General features: G+C 73.3%; 16 protein-coding genes and 1 pseudogene. 12 read left to right on the forward strand and 5 right to left on the reverse strand.

Annotation, left to right across the window (positions count from 1 at the left end):
* Nucleotides 1-82 precede the first annotated feature (82 nt).
* The gene (locus OVA28_RS10385) at nt 83-1,363 is read right to left on the reverse strand and encodes an extracellular solute-binding protein (RefSeq protein ID WP_268096877.1); all 1,281 of its coding nucleotides are present in this window, start codon (nt 1,361-1,363) and stop codon (nt 83-85) included.
* Nucleotides 1,364-1,631: 268 nt separating this feature from the next.
* On the opposite strand from OVA28_RS10385, the gene OVA28_RS10390 reads away from it, so the two are divergent.
* The 5 genes from OVA28_RS10390 (at nt 1,632) to OVA28_RS10410 (ending at nt 8,972) form a co-directional block, all read left to right on the forward strand.
* A complete protein-coding gene (locus OVA28_RS10390) occupies nt 1,632-2,663 on the forward strand; it encodes a LacI family DNA-binding transcriptional regulator (protein ID WP_194663174.1) in 1,032 nt (343 codons plus the stop codon).
* A 459-nt stretch (nt 2,664-3,122) separates the two neighbouring features.
* Entirely contained in the window at nt 3,123-4,373 is a 1,251-nt protein-coding gene (locus OVA28_RS10395) for a Gfo/Idh/MocA family protein (protein ID WP_268098192.1), read from the forward strand.
* Complete coding sequence (locus OVA28_RS10400) at nt 4,370-5,602, forward strand: DUF993 family protein (protein ID WP_268096878.1); 1,233 nt, start codon at nt 4,370-4,372, stop codon at nt 5,600-5,602. Before OVA28_RS10395 ends, OVA28_RS10400 begins: the two co-directional genes overlap by 4 nt.
* Before the next feature lie 86 nt (nt 5,603-5,688).
* On the forward strand, nt 5,689-6,549 hold the full coding sequence (locus OVA28_RS10405) for a sugar phosphate isomerase/epimerase family protein (RefSeq protein ID WP_268098194.1): 861 nt from the start codon (nt 5,689-5,691) through the stop codon (nt 6,547-6,549).
* Nucleotides 6,546-8,972, forward strand: coding sequence for a glycosyl hydrolase family 95 catalytic domain-containing protein (locus OVA28_RS10410; protein WP_268096879.1), 2,427 nt, complete (start codon nt 6,546-6,548; stop codon nt 8,970-8,972). The genes OVA28_RS10405 and OVA28_RS10410 overlap by 4 nt, the downstream gene beginning before the upstream one ends.
* 12 nt (nt 8,973-8,984) lie before the next feature.
* Here the strand turns inward: OVA28_RS10410 and OVA28_RS10415 are convergent, their stop codons facing one another.
* Together OVA28_RS10415 and OVA28_RS10420 are read right to left on the reverse strand one after the other, a co-directional pair.
* Nucleotides 8,985-9,722 (reverse strand): class I SAM-dependent methyltransferase, encoded by a 738-nt coding sequence (locus OVA28_RS10415; protein WP_268096880.1) that lies wholly within the window; start codon nt 9,720-9,722, stop codon nt 8,985-8,987.
* Between the two features lie 197 nt (nt 9,723-9,919).
* A complete protein-coding gene (locus OVA28_RS10420; RefSeq protein ID WP_194663164.1) occupies nt 9,920-10,666 on the reverse strand; it encodes a FadR/GntR family transcriptional regulator in 747 nt (248 codons plus the stop codon).
* 139 nt (nt 10,667-10,805) lie between these two features.
* Here OVA28_RS10420 and OVA28_RS10425 point away from each other — a divergent pair, with 139 nt between their 5' ends.
* From OVA28_RS10425 to OVA28_RS10450, 6 genes and pseudogenes are all read left to right on the forward strand, one after another.
* The gene (locus OVA28_RS10425; RefSeq protein WP_268096881.1) at nt 10,806-12,194 is read left to right on the forward strand and encodes an MFS transporter; all 1,389 of its coding nucleotides are present in this window, start codon (nt 10,806-10,808) and stop codon (nt 12,192-12,194) included.
* Nucleotides 12,191-13,912, forward strand: coding sequence for a dihydroxyacetone kinase family protein (locus OVA28_RS10430; RefSeq protein ID WP_268096882.1), 1,722 nt, complete (start codon nt 12,191-12,193; stop codon nt 13,910-13,912). The genes OVA28_RS10425 and OVA28_RS10430 overlap by 4 nt, the downstream gene beginning before the upstream one ends.
* Before the next feature lie 59 nt (nt 13,913-13,971).
* Complete coding sequence (locus tag OVA28_RS10435; RefSeq protein WP_268096883.1) at nt 13,972-14,454, forward strand: ribose-5-phosphate isomerase; 483 nt, start codon at nt 13,972-13,974, stop codon at nt 14,452-14,454.
* Nucleotides 14,451-15,254, forward strand: coding sequence for a triose-phosphate isomerase family protein (locus OVA28_RS10440; protein WP_268096884.1), 804 nt, complete (start codon nt 14,451-14,453; stop codon nt 15,252-15,254). Before OVA28_RS10435 ends, OVA28_RS10440 begins: the two co-directional genes overlap by 4 nt.
* Nucleotides 15,251-16,096, forward strand: coding sequence for a sugar phosphate isomerase/epimerase family protein (locus tag OVA28_RS10445; protein ID WP_268096885.1), 846 nt, complete (start codon nt 15,251-15,253; stop codon nt 16,094-16,096). The genes OVA28_RS10440 and OVA28_RS10445 overlap by 4 nt, the downstream gene beginning before the upstream one ends.
* Nucleotides 16,093-17,008: pseudogene (locus OVA28_RS10450) on the forward strand (phosphogluconate dehydrogenase C-terminal domain-containing protein). Before OVA28_RS10445 ends, OVA28_RS10450 begins: the two are co-directional and overlap by 4 nt.
* On the opposite strand, the gene OVA28_RS10455 reads toward OVA28_RS10450, so the two are convergent.
* Nucleotides 16,998-18,557 (reverse strand): hypothetical protein, encoded by a 1,560-nt coding sequence (locus OVA28_RS10455; RefSeq protein ID WP_268096886.1) that lies wholly within the window; start codon nt 18,555-18,557, stop codon nt 16,998-17,000. The pseudogene OVA28_RS10450 and the gene OVA28_RS10455 overlap by 11 nt on opposite strands.
* Before the next feature lie 125 nt (nt 18,558-18,682).
* On the opposite strand from OVA28_RS10455, the gene OVA28_RS10460 reads away from it, so the two are divergent.
* The gene (locus OVA28_RS10460) at nt 18,683-19,441 is read left to right on the forward strand and encodes an SDR family NAD(P)-dependent oxidoreductase (protein WP_194663151.1); all 759 of its coding nucleotides are present in this window, start codon (nt 18,683-18,685) and stop codon (nt 19,439-19,441) included.
* 61 nt (nt 19,442-19,502) lie between these two features.
* Here the strand turns inward: OVA28_RS10460 and OVA28_RS10465 are convergent, their stop codons facing one another.
* Nucleotides 19,503-20,300: an SDR family NAD(P)-dependent oxidoreductase gene (locus OVA28_RS10465; protein ID WP_268096887.1), complete on the reverse strand. Its 798-nt coding sequence runs from the start codon at nt 20,298-20,300 to the stop codon at nt 19,503-19,505.
* Nucleotides 20,301-20,326 lie beyond the last annotated feature (26 nt).

Below are 20,326 nucleotides of genomic sequence, written 5' to 3' on the forward strand. Positions count from 1 at the left end.
CCGGGGTGGAGGAGGGGCGGCCGCCAGACGCGGGCACCCGGAGGGGCGGCCGCCGGGTGCAGGCACCCGGCGGCCGAGGTCATCAGCCGACCTGTTCCTCGTAGTACTTCGTGATCGTGTCGAGCGTCTTCTTCGCCGACTGCTGCCCGTTGATGAGCTTGCCGACCTCGGTGGTGGTGGGGTCGGTGCCGAGTTCCTTGCCCTCGATCGCCCAGGTGGCGGCCTCGTTGGCGTAGGCGCTCGAGATCGGGTCGGCGGCCTCGATCTCCTTCGTGTACAGCGCGAACGAGTCCTTGGCGGCCTGGGAGGTGAAGGGGTAGTCGATGTCGAGCCCGTTCTCCACCGGCAGGAACCCGTTGGTCGCGGAGAGCTTCGTGTAGTTCGCCGGCTCGTACACGTACTCGATGAACTTCTTCGCGGCGGCACCACGGGCGTCCGAGTTGGCGAACCCGACGATGTTGCCGCCGTAGTTGATCTCCGTGGCGTGGGTCGGGTCGGCGGGGGTCGCGGCGCTCGCCCAGTCGAAGTCGACGTTCGACGCGAAGTCCGAGGTCTGCCAGACACCGGAGAAGTACGCGACGACCTGGCCGCTCTTGAACAGCGCGTTCGGATCCTGCCCGCTGGCCCAGACGGACTTCGGCATCGTCTTGTCGTCGTTCATGTCGGCGAAGTCCTGCAGGGCTCCGACCATCTTCGCGTTGCTCTCGAACGAGCCGTCCTTCTGCTGCTCGAGGAAGGTCGTGCCCTTCGTGTACATGTACGCACGCAGTCGCGAGGGCGAGGCGTCGAACGTCAGGTCGTACTTCGCGCCGGTCTTCGCCTTGACCTCGTCGGCAGCCTTCAGGAACTCGTCCCAGGTCCAGGCCTTCGTCGGGTCGGTCGGGTAGCTGACGCCCGCCTTCTCGAACAGCGACTTGTTCACGAACAGGCCCGCCGCGGTGATGTCGGACGGGATCGAGAGGACCTTGCCGTCCTTCGCCTTCGCGACGAGGTCCTGGTTGATGCCGTTGGCCTTCTTGTCGGTGATCGAGCTGAGGTCGACCGTCTGCGACGTCCAGATCGGGTCGATGGCGGCAGCACGGACCACGTCCGGCAGCGACTTCGCCTGGGCGGACTCGCGGAGCTTCGTCTGCAGGCCGTCGTACGGCAGGTTCACGATCCGGACGTTGACGCCCGACTCCTTCTCGTACGCGGTCGCCAGGTCCTGGTAGCCCTTCTCCTGCGCGGTCGAGGTCGACAGCCAGAACGTCAGCTTGTCCACCTTCCCGCCGTCGTCCCCGGAACCACCGGAGGCGCAGCCGGAGAGGAGCGCGAGGGCGGCGAGGCCGCCGGCGAGTGCGAGCACTCGTTTGGATGACTTCATCGTCACTGCTTTCGTTCGGGCCACGGGCTGTTCGCCGTGGACGAGCATTCGGGATGTCTCGGCCGAGGGTCCATTGTCTACACGACCCGGTGGCGATTCGGCAAGCGCTTTCCCGCATTTGTCCTCACATCGGTGTCAGCCGGGAGGCTCGGCTCGCCCGGGCACGCGCGCTCGCTCCTCGATGTGGCTGGTTCCGGCGTCGAGGCCGTGGAAACCGCTAGCCTGACGCCGGACGCGCACGGCAGCGCGCACCGGAGAGGACGCCGTCGTGTCGGACCGCAGCACCGCGACCCTGGCGGACGTCGCGCAGCGCGCCGGGGTCTCCCTCGCCACCGCGTCCCGTGCGCTGAACGGCAGCGCTCGTCGGGTGCGTCCGGAGTTCCTGGAGCGGGTGCACGTCGCGGCCCGCGAGCTGCACTACACCGCGAACGTGCAGGCCCAGGCGGTGGCCCGCGGCACGACGACCTCGTTGGCCCTCGTCGTCGGCGACATCGCCGACCCGTACTTCGCCGCGATCGCCGCCGGTGCGATCCGGGCCGCCGACGAGGCCGGGCTCGTCGTCACGATCACCTCGACCGGCGGGGACGCCTCCCGCGAGCGCGAGGTGCTCGACGTCGTCGCCGGTCTCCGCCCCCGCGCCGTGGTGCTCGCCGTCAGCCGTCACCTGGGCGGGAACGGCGACGCGGTCCGTGACGGGATCGCCGCCCTGGTCGCCGGTGGTGCCGGGGTCTCGGCGCTGGTGTCCGACGTGGACGGCGCGGCGGCCGGGGTCGAGGGCGTCCACGCGCTCGTCGTCCGCAACCTCAGCGGGGCCGCGGCCCTGGCGGGAGCGCTCGTCGAGCAGGGGCACCGGTCCTTCGCCGTGCTGGCGGGGGAGCCCGACCTCGTGACCGCGCACGCCCGGGTCGAGGGCTTCGTCGCCGGACTCGCCGCCCACGGCATCCGGCTCGACCACGGGGCCGTGGTGCCGTCGGCGTTCTCGCGGGACGGGGGCTACCAGGCGATGACCCAGCTGCTCGACGCGGGGTCGCCGCCGCGGTGCGTGTTCGCCGTCACGGACCTGATGGCGGTCGGGGCGCTCACGGCGATCCGCGAGCGCGGCCTCGTCCCCGGCGTCGACATCGGCGTCGCGGGGTTCGACGACGTGCGGATGCTCGTCGACGTCGTGCCGGCGCTCAGCACCGTGCGGCTGCCGCTCGAGGAGATCGGCGCACGGGCGGTCCGTCGGGCGCTCGGCACCGACGACGACGCGGACGACGTCGACGGCGAGGTCGTCCTGCGCGCGAGCACCGCGCGCTGACACCCCGGCCGGCACCTCGACCGACACCTCGACCGACACCCCGAGCGCCGCCCTGCCGACACCCCGACCGACACCCCGAGCGCCGCCCTGCCGACACCCCGACCGCCGCCCCGGCCGACACCCCGACCGCCGCCCTGCCGTCCCTGGCCCCGCGCGCTCGTCGACCGGTCGCAACACCCCGCTCGCGTGTCGTCCACCGGCCACAGCTCGTCGTCCCGCACGGGGCCGATCGACGAGTCGTGACCGCTCGGCGGACGTGAGCGGGGTGTCATGACCGCTCGGTGCCCCGGGGATCCGGCCCGGCACTCCCAACCCGGGCTCCGCACGCGGCCGCCGACCTCGGGGCTGCGCTCCGAGCACGCCGTGGTGTACGGTGCCGGGCAAGCGCTTTCCGCACCGGCGGGAGCAGCTCGGCGAGCAAAGGAGCACGCGTTGACCACCCGCACCCTCGGCATCATCATGAACGGCGTCACGGGACGCATGGGCTACCGGCAGCACCTCGTCCGCTCGGTGCTCGCGATCCGGCAGGACGGCGGCGTGCTGCTGCCCGACGGCTCCCGGGTGCAGCTCGAACCGGTGCTCGTCGGCCGGAACGCCGGCAAGCTCGAGGAGATCGCCCGGCGCCACGGCTTGGAGCACTGGACGACGGACCTCGACGCCGCGCTCGCCGACCCGCGCTGGGACGTCTTCGCCGACTTCGCCGTCACGAGCGCCCGCACCGACGCCATCCGCCGGGCGATCGCCGCGGGCAAGGCGGTCTACACCGAGAAGCCGACCGCGGAGACCTCCGCCGAGGCCCTCGAGCTCGCCCGCCTGGCCGCCGAGGCCGGCGTGCCGAACGGCGTCGTGCACGACAAGCTCTACCTGCCCGGCCTGCGCAAGCTCGCCCGGCTCATCGACTCCGGGTTCTTCGGCCGGGTGCTCTCGGTCCGCGGCGAGTTCGGCTACTGGGTCTTCGAGGGGGACTGGCAGGACGCCCAGCGCCCGAGCTGGAACTACCGCAGCGAGGACGGCGGCGGCATCGTCGTCGACATGTTCCCGCACTGGAACTACGTCCTCGAGCAGCTGTTCGGCCGCGTCGAGTCGGTGTACGCCCGCGCCGTCACGCACATCCCCGAGCGGACCGACGAGCAGGGCCGCGCCTACCCGGCCACCGCGGACGACGCCGCCTACGGGGTGTTCGACCTGGCCGGTGGGATCACCGCGCAGATCAACTCGAGCTGGGCCGTGCGGGTGGACCGGGACGAGCTCGTCGAGTTCCAGGTCGACGGCACCCACGGCAGCGCCGTCGTCGGGCTGTTCGGCTGCCGGGTCCAGCCGCGGACGACGACGCCGAAGCCGGTGTGGAACCCGGACCTGCGCGACGACCGCGACTACCGCGGGCAGTGGCTCGAGGTCCCCGACAACGACGAGTACGGCAACGGGTTCCGCGCGCAGTGGGAGGACTTCGTGCGCGACCTCGTCGCCGGCCGCCCGCACCCGTACGACCTGCTCTCCGGCGCCCGCGGTGTCGCGCTCGCCGAGGCCGGCCTCGTGTCCTCACGCGAGGGCCGCCGCGTCGACCTGCCCGAACTCCACCTGCCCGAGCCGCACCGGACCGACGACCGGACGGACGACCGGAACGACGACCGGACCGGCGACCGGACCGACGACGGGACCGACGGCACCCCCGCCGGAACCGACCCGAGCCTCCAGGCGGTCTCCGCATGACGGACCTGACCCTGCTCGCCGCCGACGGCACCACCACGACGGTGCCCCTGCAGCCCGCACCCACGTGGACCAAGCCCGACGGCCCGCTGACCGAGCGCGTCGTGTACGCCGCCGCCCACGTCGTGCCCCGCGTCGGGTCCGACACCACGCCCGGCGCCCCGGCCGACCTCGACTGGGACAGCACCCTGGCCTTCCGGCACCACCTGTGGTCCTGGGGCCTCGGCGTCGCCGACGCGATGGACACGGCGCAGCGCAACATGGGCCTCGACCCGGCCGCGACCCGCGAGCTCGTGACCCGCAGCGCCGCCGAGGCCGCGAGCGTCGGCGGCCGCATCGTCGTCGGGGTGAACACCGACGACCTGGCGTCCGAGGACGCCAGCCTCGACGCGATCGTCGACGCCTACGTCCGCCAGCTGCACCACGCCGAGGACGCCGGCGCCGGCGTGGTCCTGATGGCGAGCCGCCACCTCGCGCGCGCCGCGTCCGGACCAGACGACTACCGCTCGGTCTACGAGCGGGTCATCGCGCGCGCCGGGGCACCCGTCGTCCTGCACTGGCTCGGTGCCGCCTTCGACCCGGCGCTCGCCGGCTACTTCGGCGACGAGCGGTCGGCGCCCGAGACGGTGCTCGCGGTGATGCGTGACGCGGGCGAGCGGGTCAGCGGGATCAAGATGAGCCTGCTCGACGCGTCGGCCGAGGTCGCCCTCCGTGCCCGTCTGCCCGAGGGCACCCGCATGTACACGGGCGACGACTTCCACTACGTCGACCTCATCGCCGGCGACGGGTCCGCGCACTCGGACGCGCTGCTCGGTGCCTTCGCCGCCGTCGGGCCCGCCGCGTCCGCCGCGGTCCGTGCCCTGCCGGACGAGGCCGCCTTCCGCGCCGTCCTCGGCCCGACCGAGGCCCTCGCGCGCCATGTCTTCGCCGCCCCGACGTGGTTCTACAAGACCGGGATCGCGTTCCTGGCCTGGCTGAACGGTCACCAGTCGTCACCAGCGATGGTCGGCGGGCTGCACGCGGGCCGCAGCCTGCCGCACCTGTCGGAGACGGCCCGGCTCGCCAACGCCTGCGGTGCGCTCGAACACCCCGAGACCGCAGCCGAGCGCTGGCACGCGCTGCTCGCACTGCACGGGGTGGACCGGCGCGTCACGTCGGTCCGTGGTGCACAGGCGGCCAGGAGGCCCGGTTCGGCTGCCGACGCCGCTCCCGTCCCCGAGTCGGTCGCGTGAGCGCCCCGGCTCCGGCCCGCCCCGCGGCAGCCGTCGGCGCGGCCCGCCCCGCGGCAGTCGTCGGCGCGGCCCGTCCCGCGGCGGCCGTGGGCGCGGCCCGGCTCTCGGTCAACCAGGCGACGGTGAAGCACGCCTCCCTGGCCGAGGCCATCGCGGCGGTGACCGCGGCGGGCGTCGAGGCGATCGGCACCTGGCGCGAACCCGTCGCCGACGTCGGGCTCGACGAGGCCGTGCGGATGGTCCGCGACTCCGGGCTCCGCGTGTCGACGCACTGCCGCGGCGGGTTCTTCACCCTCGCCGACGGGGCCGAGCGCCGACTGGCCATGGACGACAACCGCCGCGCGATCGACGAGACCGCGGCGTTGGCCGGTGCCGGCGCTCCCGGGTCCCGACCCGTGCTGGTCCTCGTCGCCGGGGGACTGCCCACCGGCTCGAAGGACCTCGGTGCCGCCCGCGCCCGGGTCGCCGACGCCCTGACCGAGCTCGTGCCACACGCCCTCGACGCCGGGGTCCAGCTCGCCGTGGAGCCCCTGCACCCGATGTACGCGGCCGACCGTGCCGTGGTCTCCACCCTCGCGCAGGCCCTCGACCTGGCCGCACCCTTCCCCGCCGAGGCGGTCGGCGTCGCCGTCGACACCTTCCACGTCTGGTGGGACCCGGCCCTCGAGTCGTCGATCGCCCGCGCCGGTGCCGCCGGACGGATCGCGACGTACCAGGTGTGCGACTGGGTGACCCCGCTCGCCGCCGACCCCCTGCTCTCGCGGGGGTACCCGGGCGACGGACACATCGACTTCGGCCCGATCGGTGCGGCGGTCGCCGCTGCCGGGTACACCGGAGACGTGGAGGTCGAGATCTTCAACCAGTCCGTGTGGGACACCACGCCCGCCGTCGTCGTCGACCGTGTCGTGCGGAGCGTCGCCGCCCACGTCCCGCTGGGGTCCGCATGAGCGCCGTGCACCGGTACCGGGGCCCCGCGACCACCTGGACCGATGCACTCCCCGTCGGCAACGGCCTGCTCGGGGCGATGTGCCACGGCGGTGCGCTCACCGACCGCGTCGGCGTCAACGACGGGTCCGCGTGGTCGGGCACCGTCGAGACCGAACACGTCGACCCGCTCGACCCGCAGACCGTCCGGGCAGCGCTCGCCGACTCCCGCGCCGCGATCGCCGAGCAGCGGTTCGACGACGCCGCCGACGCGCTCCGCCGGGTGCAGCACCGGCACACGCAGGCCTACGTGCCGTTCGTCGACCTGCTCGTGTCGACCACGCCCGTCGGAGACGGCACCGTGCAGGACCACGAGCGGACGCTGGAGCTCGCGACCGCCACCGCGACGACGTCCTTCGTGCTCGACGGCCAGCCCGTCCGCACCGCGACCTGGGCGTCCTGGCCCCACCGGGTGCTCGTGCACGAACTGGTGTTCCCGGACTCCGGCGTGGGGACGGTGGACGTGTCGCTCGAGACGCTGTTGCACGCGCCGCTCGACGGGTCGTCCGGTGCCGGGGCTGCTGCCGGTGCGGCGGCGTCCGGGCCGGGTGACGCGGTGCTGCTCGTCCGGCTGCCGAGCGACGTCTGGCCGCCCCACGACGGCGACGTGCCGGACCCGGTGCGCTGGGACGGTCCCGCGCTCGAGGGCGCCGCGGTGCTCCGGGTGGTCGACGAGCACGATCGTCCGCTCACCACCGACGCTGCTTCCGGCCCCGAGCGCGTCCGGGTGCCGGCCTGGGGGACGGTCCGGATCGTCCTCGCCACGGCGACGACCGCCCAAGGGGCCGGCCGCGCGCCGTCGGGCACCGCTGCCGACGCCGCCTCGGTCGCGGCCGGACTCGTGGACACCGCGATCGCGACCGGCATCGACCGGGTCCGCGATGGACAGCGAGCCGACCACGCCACGCTGTACGACCGGTTCACCCTGACGCTGCCGGACGGCGACCACGGAGACCAGGCCGACCTGATGACGGACGAGCGCCTCGCCCGGGTCGCTGACGACGGCATCGCCACGGACCCCGGTCTCGCGGCACTCCTCGTGGCGTACGGCCGGTACCTCCTCATCTGCTCGTCCCGCCCCGGTGGCCTGCCCGCGACGCTGCAGGGCATCTGGAACGCCGCACTCCGGCCGCCGTGGAGCGCGAACTACACCACGAACGTCAACCTCGAGATGGCGTACTGGCCCGCCGAGGTCACCGCGCTGCCCGAGACCGTCGAGCCGCTCGTCGCGTTGGTCCAGGCCGTCGCCCGCAGCGGGGAGCAGACCGCGGGCCGGCTGTACGACGCTCCCGGGTGGGTGGCGCACCACAACACCGACGCCTGGGGGTACACCCAGCCCATCGGCGAGGGCCAGCACGACCCCGCGTACGCGTTCTGGCCGATGGGTGCGCTCTGGGTGCTCGACCCGCTGATCGCGCACGCCGACCACGGTGCCGACGACGCCTACGTCCGCGACGTGCTGCTGCCGCTCGTGGTCGGGGCGCTCGCGTTCGTCGACGCCTGGCTCGTCACCGGCGACGACGGTCTCCGGCACACGGTCCCCTCGACCTCGCCGGAGAACCACTTCGTCACCGCGACGGGTGTCCCCGGGTCGGTCGACACGGACTCGGCGATGGACCTCGCGCTCATCAGCATGACGGTGTCCGCGTACCGGAGGCTCAGCGACCGGGTCGGCCTCGTGCCCGACCCGCGACTGGCGGCGCTCGCCGACGCCCTGCCGCCGATCGAGCCCGGCACCGACGGAGCCGTCCCGGAGTGGCGTGCCGACCGCGGGCACGCCGAGCCGGGGCACCGCCACGTGTCATCGCTCGTCGCGGCGTACCCGGGCACCGAACCGCTCGACGAGTCGATGGCCGCCGCGGTCGCCCGGACGCTCGACGCCCGCGGCGACGACTCCACCGGGTGGTCGCTGGCGTGGAAGCTCGCGCTCCGTGCCCGGCTCGGGGACACCGCCGCGATCGGCAGGCTCCTGCCGCTCGTGTTCCGCACGATGGACGGGGTCGACGACGAGGGGCAGCGTGGCGGTCTCTACCGCAACCTGTTCGCCGCGCACCCGCCGTTCCAGATCGACGGCAACCTCGGTGTCGTCGCCGCGGTGGCCGAGATGCTCGTGCAGTCCCACCGCGGTCGTCTCGACCTGCTCCCCGCCGTGCCCGAGGTCTTCGCGCACGGGTCCGTCCGCGGACTCGTCGCCCGGCCCGGCATCGACGTCGACGTGACCTGGGGCGCCGTGGGGCAGGACGGCGCCGAACTGGTCGAGGCCGGCCTGCGGGCACGCACCTCGCGGGCGCTGGGCGAGCACGTGGTGCGTCACGGCGGACGCGAGGTCCTGGTGCGGCTCGACGAGGTCGGTGTCCGCGTCCCGGTGCTGTTCGACGCCGACTGAGCGCCGATCGGGTCAGCGTCGCCGCACGAGCACCACGCTGTCGAGCAGGTCGTGCGTGGTGCCGTCGTCGCGGGTGACGGACCGCGCGCGGAGCTCGGCCGCGACCACTGCCCAGTCGGCGTCGGCATCAGCGCCGTCGACATCAGCACCATCGGCATCGGCGTCGGCAGCAGCACCGTCGCCGCGTGCCACGCCGAGTGCGTCCAGGTCGTCGTCCGGCGTCGGGAAGCGGTAGGACCGCAGCTCCTCGGGCAGTTCGCCGGGCGGGGCGGCGTGCGCGGTGACCAGCAGGTGTCCGCCGGGTGCCACGAACCGGGTCGCCCGGCGCAGGATCGCCGCGCGGGGGATCTCGACCGGCCACGACTGCAGGAACGAGGCGGTCACCAGCGTGAAGCGCTCGTCGGTGTCCCACGTCGCCAGGTCGCCGGCATCGAACCGCGCGCGGTCCTCGACGCCAGCGTCCACCGCGGCTGCGCGACCTCGGGCAGCGGCGGTGGGGGAGAGGTCGACCCCCGTCGCTCGCCATCCCCGCGACGCCAGCCAGAGCACGTCGCCGCCCTCGCCGCAGCCCAGGTCGAGCGCGGACCCGACGGGCCCCTGCTGCTCGAGCGTCGCGACGACGTCGGCGAGCACGGCGTTCACCCGGCCGGACCACATCCGGTCCCCGTCGGCGTACCGGGACTCCCAGTACGTCGCGGCGTCGGGCAGTGTGTCGCCGGGGGAGTCGGTGCCGTGCTCGTGCGTGTGCATCCGCCCAGTGACGCACACCGCGCCATCCGGACGCGAGCCCCGTTGCCGGTTCGGCAACGTCGCACCGTGCGCCTTCCCCGCCGCCGGTGCGAGGTTGACCACTCCGTGCGGACCCTCGGCGCCGCACGGGGTGGTCAACCTCGCACCAGCGCGAGCGCCCCGAGCGCCCCGAGCGCCCCGAGCGCCCCGAGCGACGGCTACTCCGCCGGCACCGCGTCCGCGTGCTCGATGCGGGCGCTCGCCGTGGCCATGTGCTCGTCCATCGCCCGCAGCGTCGCGGCGACGTCCCGCGTCCGCATGGCGTCGTAGATCGCGCGGTGCTCGTTGTACGCGGCCTCGGTGGCCTCACGGGTGCTGACGCGGCGGCCGACCCACACGCTCAGCATCGACCGGAGGCTCTGGAGCAGGTCGGCGAGCACGTCGTTGTCGGCGGCCCGCGCGAGCTGCACGTGGAAGCGGACGTCGGCCTCGATGAACGCGGAGGGGTCGTCGAGGGTGGCCTCCTGCCGGTCCAGGTGGTCGCCGAGCGCGTCGAGTTCCTCGTCCGTCGCGCGCTGCGCCGCCAGGATCGCCGCGGTGCGCTCGAGCGAGGACCGTATCTCGAGCAGCTCCCGCGTGCGGTTCGACGCGAGCATCAGCCCCCACGACAGGGTCGTCGGCAGCAGGTCCGACATGCCGCCGCGCAGGTACGTGCCCGAGCCCGGACGGATCTGCACGATGCCCAGGATCTCCAGCGCGGCGAGGGCCTCCCGCACCGCTGATCGGCCGACGCCCAGCCGCTCGGCCAGCACCCGCTCGGACGGCAGGCGCGACCCGGGGGCCAGGTCACCGGCGGTGAGCAGGGACACGAGCTGTCGGGCGACCTCGGACGCGGGGGACCCGACCGGCACCGACTCGAGTTCGAGCCGGATGTTGAGGGGGTCGTTCTCGCTGAACGCGGGCATGTGCCGAGCGTAGCGGTGCGACGCTCCCGGTCCCAGCGCAGTCGACCCTCTGGTCAACCGGTTGACAACTTGCGTCGAAGGGCGCAGGATGGTCCGCGTTCCAACCCCGACCAACGTCGTTCCCCCAGCAGGAGTCACTGTGGACATCCCCGCCACCCGAGGCATCCCGACCTCGGTCGTCGAGAAGACGACCATCCGGAAGATCGCCATCCGCATCGTGCCGTTCGTGGCGCTGATGTTCTTCATCAACTTCCTCGACCGGACCGCGATCTCGTTCGCGGCCCCGAACGGCATGGAAGCCGACCTCGGCCTGACCGCCGCGCAGTTCGGCTTCGCGTCCGGGGTCTTCTTCATCGGCTACCTCGTGCTCGAGGTCCCGTCGAACCTCGCGCTGCACAAGTTCGGTGCCCGCATCTGGCTCGCCCGCATCATGATCACGTGGGGCATCGTCTCGCTGCTCTTCACGTGGGTGCAGAACTACCCGCAGCTGGTCGGCCTGCGCTTCCTGCTCGGCATCGCGGAGGCCGGGTTCTTCCCGGGCGCGATCCTGTTCCTCTCCACCTGGGTCCCGGCACGCCACCGCGGCAAGATGCTCGCGCTGTTCTACCTGGCGCAGCCGCTCACCAGCGTGATCGGCTCCCCGCTCGCCGGGTGGCTGATGACCCACGAGGGCCTGCTCGGCGGCCTCGCCGGCTGGCGCTTCATGTTCCTCTGCGTCTCGATCCCGGCGATCATCGTCGGTGTCCTGTGCCTCTTCGTCCTCAAGGACAAGCCGTCCCAGGCCAAGTGGCTCGACGAGGACGAGAAGGTCTGGCTGGAGACCGCGCTCGCGAAGGAGAACCAGGGCAAGAACGACGGCCACGGCAAGGGCGCCCTCCGCGCCGCGTTCGGCAACGGCCGCGTCTGGATGCTGGCGTTCGTCTACTTCGGCTTCATCTACGGCCTCTACGCGCTGAGCTTCTTCCTCCCGACGATCATCGACGGCTTCCAGGAGCAGTTCGGCACCTCGTTCGACCTGTTCCAGAAGGGTCTCATCACGGCGATCCCGTACGTGCCCGCCGCGGTCGTCCTCTACTTCTGGTCCCGTGACGCGTTCCGCCGCGGCGTGAAGGTCTGGCACATCGCGCTCCCCGCCCTGGTCGGTGGGCTCAGCATCCCGGTGGCGCTGTTCATGAACTCGCCCGCGGCCACCGTCGCCGTCATCGCGGTCACGGCCTGCGCGATCTTCGCCGCCCTGCCGAACTTCTGGACCATGCCGACGCAGTTCCTCACCGGGGCCGCAGCAGCAGCGGGCGTCGCGCTCATCAACACGATCGGCAACCTCGGCGGCTTCGCTGCCCCGTACATCACGGGCATCGTCAGCGAGTGGACCGGCGGCTACCAGGTCCCGATGTTCATCGTCGGCTTCTTCATGGTGCTCTCGAGCATCCTCATGGTCGTCGTGTCCCGCCAGCACCGCGGCGAGACCGGCACCGCCCCGACCACCACCGACGCCGAGCGCGCGGTCACCACGGAGGCAGGCGCATGACCCGGTTGTTCAACGACCCGGCGGACTTCGCCGACGAGATGGTCGACGGGTTCGTCGCGGCGAACCAGTCCCGTGTCCGCAAGGTCCACGGCGGCGTCGCCCGGTCCACCGCGAGTCCGGACGGCACGGTCGCCCTGGTCATCGGTGGCGGTTCCGGCCACTACCCGGCGTTCGGCGGTCTCGTGGGGCACGGGCTCGCGGCCGGTGCGGCGATGGGGAACCTGTTCGCCAGCCCGAGTGCGCAGCAGGTCACCGCGGTCGCGACGGCGTCCGAGCACGGTGGCGGGGTGCTGTTGTCCTACGGCAACTACGCCGGCGACGTCCTGAACTTCGACGCCGCCGAACGGGCTCTGCGGGACGCGGGCATCGAGGTCCGCACGGTCCGCGTCACCGACGACGTCGCCTCCGCACCGGCGGACGAAGCGGCGAAGCGTCGTGGGATCGCGGGGGACCTCTGCGTGTTCAAGGTCGCCGGTGCCGCTGCGGAGCAGGGCATGACCCTCGACGCGGTGACGGCGATCGCGGAGCGTGCGAACGAGCGCACCCGGTCCTTCGGTGTCGCGTTCTCCGGTTGCTCCCTCCCCGGCGCCGACGAGCCCCTGTTCACGGTCCCCGAGGGGCGCATGGCGATCGGGATGGGCATCCACGGTGAGCGCGGCATCGACGAGACCGACGTCCCCACCGCCGCGGAACTCGCGACGCTGTTGGTCGACAAGCTCCTCACCGAGCTGCCCGACGGCGTCACGGCCGACGGCGCCCACGTCGTCCCGATCCTCAACGGCCTCGGCAGCGTGAAGTACGAGGAGCTGTTCGTCGTCTACGCCACCGTCCAGCGGCTCCTCACCGACGCCGGCGCCGTGGTCGTCGAACCCGAGGTCGGGGAACTCGTCACGAGCTTCGACATGGCCGGCGTCTCCCTCACGCTCTTCTGGCCGGACGCGGAACTCGAAGCGCTGTGGGCAGCACCGACGGACACCCCCGCCTACCGCAAGGGCGGCGCCGTCCCGCAGGAACGGCTCCCCGAGGACGTCCTCACCGCCCACGTCGCCGCACCGGTCACCCTCGGCACCCCCGACTCGCAGGCGTCCGCCCGGGTCGTCGCCGACGCGGTCACCGCGATCCGCACCACGATCGACGCGCACGCCGACGAACTCGGCCGCATCGACGCGGTCGCCGGTGACGGGGACCACGGCATCGGCATGCAGCGTGGTTCCACCGCCGCGGATGCCGCCGCCCGGGACGCCGCCGACCGCGGTGCCGGGGCGGGCAGTGTCCTCGCGATCGCGGGGGACGCCTGGTCCGACAAGGCCGGTGGCACCTCCGGCGCGATCTGGGGCGCCGCCCTGGAGGCGCTGGGTCGCGTCCTCGGCGACACCGACCGGCCCGACGCGGCCACCGTCCAGACCGCGGTGCACGCCGCCACCGACGCCGTCCTCGCCTTCGGCGCGGTCGTCGGCGACAAGACCATGGTCGACGCCCTCGTCCCCTTCGACGCGGTGCTCTCCGAGCGCATCGACGCGGGTGACGACCTCGTCACGGCGTGGACGGCCGCCTCCGCCGCGGCCCAGCAGGCGGCCGACGCCACCGCCGCGCTCCTGCCCCGCATGGGACGGGCCCGGACGCACGGCGAGGACGCGGTCGGCACCCCCGACGCGGGTGCCGTGTCGTTCGCCCTCATCACCGCCGCGGTCCTCCGGACGCTCAGCGTCCGGGCCTGACCCCGACGCAGCACCAGCACCAGCACCAGCACCAGCACCACCACGAGAGAGGCATCCCCATGAGCGAGCAGTTCCGTCTGGTCGTCGGCTCCGACGACGCCGGCTTCGACTACAAGGAAGTCATCAAGCGTGACCTCGAGGCCGACCCCCGCGTCGCCAGCGTCGTGGACGTCGGCGTCGACGCGGACGGCCACACCGCCTACCCCCACGTCGCCGTCGACGCCGCCCGCCTGGTCGCGAACGGCGAGGCCGACCGCGCGATCCTCATCTGCGGCACCGGGCTCGGCGTCGCGATCGCGGCGAACAAGGTGCCCGGCATCCGAGCCGTCACCGCGCACGACTCCTTCAGCGTCGAGCGCTCGGTCCTCTCGAACGACGCCCAGGTCCTCTGCATGGGCCAGCGGGTCGTCGGCATCGAGGTCGCACGGCGGATGGCGAAGGAGTGGCTCGGCTACACCTTCGACCAGAGCAGCGCGAGCGCCGACAAGGTCAACGCGATCTGCGAGTACGACGGCAGCGCCCCGGTCGGGACCGACGCGTGACCCGGGCCACGGCGACGCCCCGACTGACGATCGGGGTGTCCCTGAAGATGTACTTCGGCCACGCCCGCACGATCGCGTGGGCCGAGGCCGTGGCCGACATCGCCCGCACGCACCCGGCGGTGACCGACGGCAGCGTCGAGCTGTTCGTCATCCCGACCTTCCCGGCGCTCGTCCCCGTGCGTGCGGCGCTGACGGGTTCCGGCGTGCTCCTCGGCGCGCAGGACCTGGCATGGGCGGACGAGGGCGCCTTCACCGGCGAGGTCTCGGGGCGTGAGCTCGCGGAGATCGGCGTCGACCTCGTCGAGATCGCGCACGCCGAACGGCGCTCCCTGTTCCACGAGTCGGACCAGGACGTCGCCGGGAAGGTGCACGCCGCCTTCCGGAACCACCTGCGTCCCCTCATCTGCGTCGGCGAGTCGACCCGGGCCTCCCGGCCGGACCAGATCGCGGATGCGGTCACCGAGGTGACCGCCCAGCTCGACCGCTTCGTCCAGACCGCGGTGGCGGACGGCATCGCCGGTCCCGTCGTCGTGGCGTACGAGCCGGTCTGGGCCATCGGTGCCCCGGCACCCGCGCCCGACGACCACATCGTCGCGGTGCTCACCGGCATCGAGGCCCACCTCGCCACCCGGCCGGAGCTCGCCGGCAGCGTCGTCATCTACGGCGGCAGCGCTGGTCCAGGCCTGCTGACGCGGGGAGGGGGCCGCATCGGCGGGCTGTTCCTCGGCCGCTTCGCGCACGACCCCGCGGCGATCCGGACGATCCTCGACGAGGCCGAGCAGCTGGGGGCCGACGCATGACCTCCCTCCTCGGACTCTCGACGTACGCCTACTTCTGGCGGATGTCCGACCGTGTGCCGGCGCCGATGTCCCTCGACGACGTCCTCCGCGACGCGGCGTCCCACGACGGCGTCGACCTGTTCCAGATCTGCGACCACCTGCCGCTCGACACCGCGTCGGACGAGCGGCTGACCGAGCTGAAGGCCCTGGCCGACGACCTCGGCCTCGTGCTCGAGGTCGGCACCCGCGGCACCGCGCCCGAGCACCTCGCCCGGTACCTGCACGTCGCCGAGCAGCTCGGCGCGACGCTCGTCCGCTCGATGTGGACGAGCGGCGACGACCGGCCCGACGCGGCCGAGACCGAACGGCGACTCCGCCAGGCCCTGCCCGCGTACGAGGCCGCCGGCGTCACGCTCGCCCTCGAGACCTACGAAGTCGTGCCCACCGCTGACCTCGTCGCCGTCGTCGCCCGGATCGGCTCCGAGCACCTCGGGGTCTGCCTCGACCCGGCGAACACCGTCGCGGCCCTCGAACACCCGGCGGACGTCGTCCGGATGACCGCCCCGTACGTCCGGAACTGGCACGTGAAGGACGCCGACTTCACCCGCACCCCGGGCTGGGTCGGCTTCCAGTACACCGGCGTGCCGATCGGCACCGGCCGCATCGACCACGTCGGCATCCGCGACGCGATCGACCCGCAGACCCGGGGCGTCAACCGCGTCATCGAGTTCTGGCTCCCGTGGCAGGACGACACCGTCGTCGCCGAGCCGGAGCCCGGGGAGACCCCCGCACAGACCACCACCCGCATCGAGGCGGCGTGGACCGAACACACCATCGAGTACACCAGGAGCAGGGAATCATGACCGACACCGCCATCAGCCACACCACCGCAGCCGGCTCGGGCACCGCCGACGTCACCGTCGCCGTGATCGGCGCCGGCGGCAAGATGGGCACCCGCGTCTCGAACAACTTCGCCAAGAGCGAGTACACGACGCGCTACAGCGAGGCCTCGCCCGCCGGCCAGGAGCGCATCAAGGACCTCGGCCGCGAGCTGACCGACAGCATCGAGGCCGCCAAGGTCGCCGACGTCGTCATCCTCGCCGTGCCGGACGTCCTCCTCGGCACCGTCTCGGAGCAGCTCGTCCCCGAGATGCGCGCCGGCGCCACGATCCTGACGCTCGACCCCGCCGCGGCCTACGCGGGCCTCCTCGCCAAGCGCGAGGACATCCACTACGCCGTGGCGCACCCGTGCCACCCGTCCGTGTTCCTCGAGCGGACCAGCAAGGAGGAGTGGGACGACACCTTCGGTGGCATCGCCGCCCCGCAGGAGGTCATCGCGGCCTTCGACGCCTCCGAGTCGCTCGGTGACGAGGGCGACCGTGCCAAGGCGATCGCCGAGGCCGTCATCACGACCATGTACGCCCCCCGTCATCCAGGTGCACTGGGTCACCGTCAAGCAGCTCGCCGTGCTCGAGCCGACCCTCGTCGAGACCATCGCCTGCATGATCGGCGACTTCCTCCACGACGCGCTCGAGGAGACCGTCAACGGCGTCGGCGTGCCCCGCGAGGCTGCCCGCGCGATGCTCTACGGCCACACCTGGATCGCGCTGACGAACGGTCTCCGCGGCTCGAACCCGTTCTCGGACGCCTGCCACATCGCGATGGGCTACGGCCGCGAGAAGCTCATCAAGGAGGACTGGAAGCAGGTCTTCGACGACAGCGAGCTCGACAGCGTCATCGCCAAGATGCTGAAGATCGACGCGATCAAGCGCTGAGCGACCGCCCGGTCGACCCCCGCGGGCCCCAGGCCTCGTCGAGCGTGATGCTCACGAGGCCCGGGGCCCGCAGTGCGTGCACGGCCCGGCGGAACCACGCGTCCGCCGCGGGGGAGTGCTGCTCCGGGTCCGTCGCGTCCGGCACGAACTCCGGCCCGTGGCCGTCCTCGACGTCGGCGCGCGTCAGCGGGACCGGCGCCGAGGTCGCGACCGCGTTGAACCGCGGACGCAGGGTCACCGGCCCGACGTGGAGCGCTCGGCCGGCAGCCAGCCTGGAGGCACTCATCGCCACCCAGCGCAGCATCCGCACCGCCTCGGTCACCTGGGCACGGGACCGGTCGTGCATCTGCGGCGTCACGCTGAAGGTCAGGGGCCCGTCCCAGTCCCGGAAGAGCTCGATCGCCCGGTTCAGCTCGGTGAAGTGCGCGCGGGTGCCGGCGACGACCTCGAGGCCACCGTCCGCCCGAGCCGCTTCCCGCAGCGCCTGCTGCAGTGCCGGCGTCGTCACGTGGGTCCGCGGGTCGAACGCCCCGACGCGCACGACCGCGCCGCTGCTCAGCACGTCGTCGATCGCGGCGCGCAGCGCGACCGGGTCGTCGGTCACGAAGCGGACGTCGAGCGGGGCGTGGACCGCGTCACGGCGGGCCGACGCGAGCACGGCGGCCGCGTTCGGCGCCCCGACGACCGGCTCGACGAGGACCGGCACGCCGGGTCGCAGCGCGTCGTCCGGCGGGCGCAGGGCCGCCGGGGCCGAGGACGCGAGCAACTGGAGCACCGGGGCAGGGGAGGCCGTGGGGTCCTCTGCCGGGTCCTCGACCGGCGGGACGTCCGAGAGGACCGTCACCGAGCCTCCCGTCTCGACGTGCGCGCAGCGCAGGGTGAACGCCTGCCGGACCGTGTCGCCGGGCTCGAGCGCGACCGGGAACGGCTCCGCGAGCGGCGTCGAGTAGGTCTTGAAGGACGCGTCGGACCAGTTCCGCTGGTCCTCCATCTCGAAGACGTCCCCGGTCATCGTCATCGCGACCGCGATCGAGCCGGCGGTCCAGCGGTACCCGACCACGTCGACGGCGGGCTGGTGCGGGGCGATCCAGAGCGGGTACGACGTGATCGACGGCCGGCCGTCGGGGTGCTCGACGACCAGGGGCACCCCGGCGAGTCCGGCGGGGTGCAGCGCGACGAGACCGACGCGGTTGCGGCGGAACGCACGGAGCGTCGTCGCGGACCCGTCCACCCGCAGGACGTCGCCCTCGATGCGGACCGCGACGGTGTACTCGAGCACGTCGTCCCCGTCGAACCCGCTCCGCGCGGCGATCCGGACGTCCACGCCCGTGCTCGTCCGGTCCACGGTCCGGCTGATCAGGGTGTCCTCGGCGGTCCGCCAGTCGTGGTCCCGCGTGACGAACCGCACGGCCCGCAGCACCGGCGTGCCGTCGTGGGTGAGGTCCGCGACCTCGGTCCCGCGCAGCCGGAGCCGCCACGGGCCGACCGTGACGGACTCCTCGGGGGTGGCGTCCGGCCAGGCTTCCGCGCGTGCGTCGTCGTCGATCACGGCGTCAGTCAACCGTGTCCAGCCCGTCACCGCCACTGCTGGACAACCGGTTGACCATTCCGCTCCGGTCGGTACGCTGAACGGACGGACGGGGCGACGGCGCCCCGCGGGACGGGGCAGATGCGATGACCGGGCGACTCGACGGCAAGGTGGCGCTCGTGACGGGCGCGGGATCGGGGATCGGGCGGGCGATCGCCGACCGGTTCGTGGCCGAGGGGGCCCGCGTGGTCTACGCCGACCGTGACACCGCCGCGGCGACGACGGCGGCCGACGCAGCCGGTGCCCTCGCGGTCCCGCTGACGATGGACATCGCGTCCGAGCCCTCGGTCGCCGACGGGTTCGCGTCGCTCGCGGACGACGGCCTCGTGCCGGACGTCGTGGTCGCCAACGCCGGCGTGCAGCTGTTCGGCCAGGACGCCGCCGTGGCCGACGTGCCGCTCGAGGCCTGGGAGCGGACGCTCGCAGTCAACCTGACCGGCACGTTCCTCACGCTCAAGCACGCCGTGCGGGCGATGCGGCCCCGTGGCGGCGGCTCGATCGTCTGCACGGGCAGCCCGACGGGCCTGAACGGCGAGGGCTCGACGTTCGCCGCGTACTCGTCGACGAAGGGCGGCATCCACGCGCTCGTCCGCTCGACCGCGATGGCGTACGCCCGCGACGGCATCCGGGTCAACACGGTGGTGCCCGGCTACACCGAGACCGGCCTGGTGACGACGATCGCGACCGACCCGGAGGCGCGAGCGGCCATCGTCGCGCGCACGCCGCTCGGCCGCGCGGGCACGCCCGACGACGTGACCGGGATCATGGTCTACCTGGCCAGCGACGAGTCGTCCTTCGCGACCGGGGCCGAGTTCCGCGTCGACGGCGGCATGACGAGCCTCTAGCCCGCGTCGGTCAGGTCCGGTCGGCACCGACCAGCGCCGATCGGTCCTGGTCGGCGCCGGGTCAGCCCATCCGCGTCGACGCCACTCCGCCGTCCACGTCGATGATGCCGCCGTGCACGAACACGGCCTCGTCCGAGGCGAGCCACCGCACCGCGAACGCGATGTCGACGGGCCGCACGGGCACCCCGGCCGGGGTCCCCGCCGTCATCGCCGCCAGCGCGTCCGCCGAGTCCGCGTTCCCCGGCGTCGCCGTCGCGCCCGGCGCCACCGTGCTCACCCGCACCCCGCTCGGCCCGAACTCGGCTGCCCACGCCCGGGTGAGCTGCTCGACGGCGGCCTTCGTCGCCGGGTAGAGCGCCATGAACGGCACCCCGACGCGGGCCATCCACGACCCGACGTTCACCACGACGCCGGAGCCCCGCGCCGCCATCGCCGGGGCGAGCTCGCCGACCAGCACGTGTGGCGCGCGGACGTTGGTCGCCCAGAGCTCCTGCATCGCCGCGTCGGACAGGGCCGCGGTGGGGCCGCCGGGGTAGACGCCGGCGTTGTTCACCAGCACGTCGACCCGTCCACCGAGCGCGTCGGTGGCCCGGGCGGCGAGGTCGCGCACGGTGTCGGGCTCGTCGGACAGGTCGGCGCGGACGACGACCGCGTCGCCGCCCTGGGCGGTGATGGCGTCCACCACCCGCTGGGCCCGCTCGGCACTGCGGCCGGACACGGCGACCCGGGCACCGGAGGCCGCGAGGACACGGGCGATCGCCTCGCCGATGCCGCTGGTCGCGCCGGTCACCAGGGCGGTGCGGCCGGCGAGCCGGTCGTCACGGGGGAGGGACTCGAGGACTGCTTCGTTGGTCTGCATGCATCCAGCCTCCTGGCGGCACCGGC

This window comes from Curtobacterium sp. SL109 (assembly GCF_026672405.1).
Classification (GTDB): domain Bacteria; phylum Actinomycetota; class Actinomycetes; order Actinomycetales; family Microbacteriaceae; genus Curtobacterium.

Coding starts and splice junctions, on each gene's coding strand:
- OVA28_RS10385 (WP_268096877.1), bottom strand. CDS start 1,363: ATGAAGTCATCCAAACGAGTGCTCGCACTCGCCGGCGGCCTCGCCGCC.
- OVA28_RS10395 (WP_268098192.1), top strand. CDS start 3,123: ATGAACGGCGTCACGGGACGCATGGGCTACCGGCAGCACCTCGTCCGC.
- OVA28_RS10400 (WP_268096878.1), top strand. CDS start 4,370: ATGACGGACCTGACCCTGCTCGCCGCCGACGGCACCACCACGACGGTG.
- OVA28_RS10410 (WP_268096879.1), top strand. CDS start 6,546: ATGAGCGCCGTGCACCGGTACCGGGGCCCCGCGACCACCTGGACCGAT.
- OVA28_RS10415 (WP_268096880.1), bottom strand. CDS start 9,722: ATGCACACGCACGAGCACGGCACCGACTCCCCCGGCGACACACTGCCC.
- OVA28_RS10420 (WP_194663164.1), bottom strand. CDS start 10,666: ATGCCCGCGTTCAGCGAGAACGACCCCCTCAACATCCGGCTCGAACTC.
- OVA28_RS10430 (WP_268096882.1), top strand. CDS start 12,191: ATGACCCGGTTGTTCAACGACCCGGCGGACTTCGCCGACGAGATGGTC.
- OVA28_RS10435 (WP_268096883.1), top strand. CDS start 13,972: ATGAGCGAGCAGTTCCGTCTGGTCGTCGGCTCCGACGACGCCGGCTTC.
- OVA28_RS10445 (WP_268096885.1), top strand. CDS start 15,251: ATGACCTCCCTCCTCGGACTCTCGACGTACGCCTACTTCTGGCGGATG.
- OVA28_RS10460 (WP_194663151.1), top strand. CDS start 18,683: ATGACCGGGCGACTCGACGGCAAGGTGGCGCTCGTGACGGGCGCGGGA.
- OVA28_RS10465 (WP_268096887.1), bottom strand. CDS start 20,300: ATGCAGACCAACGAAGCAGTCCTCGAGTCCCTCCCCCGTGACGACCGG.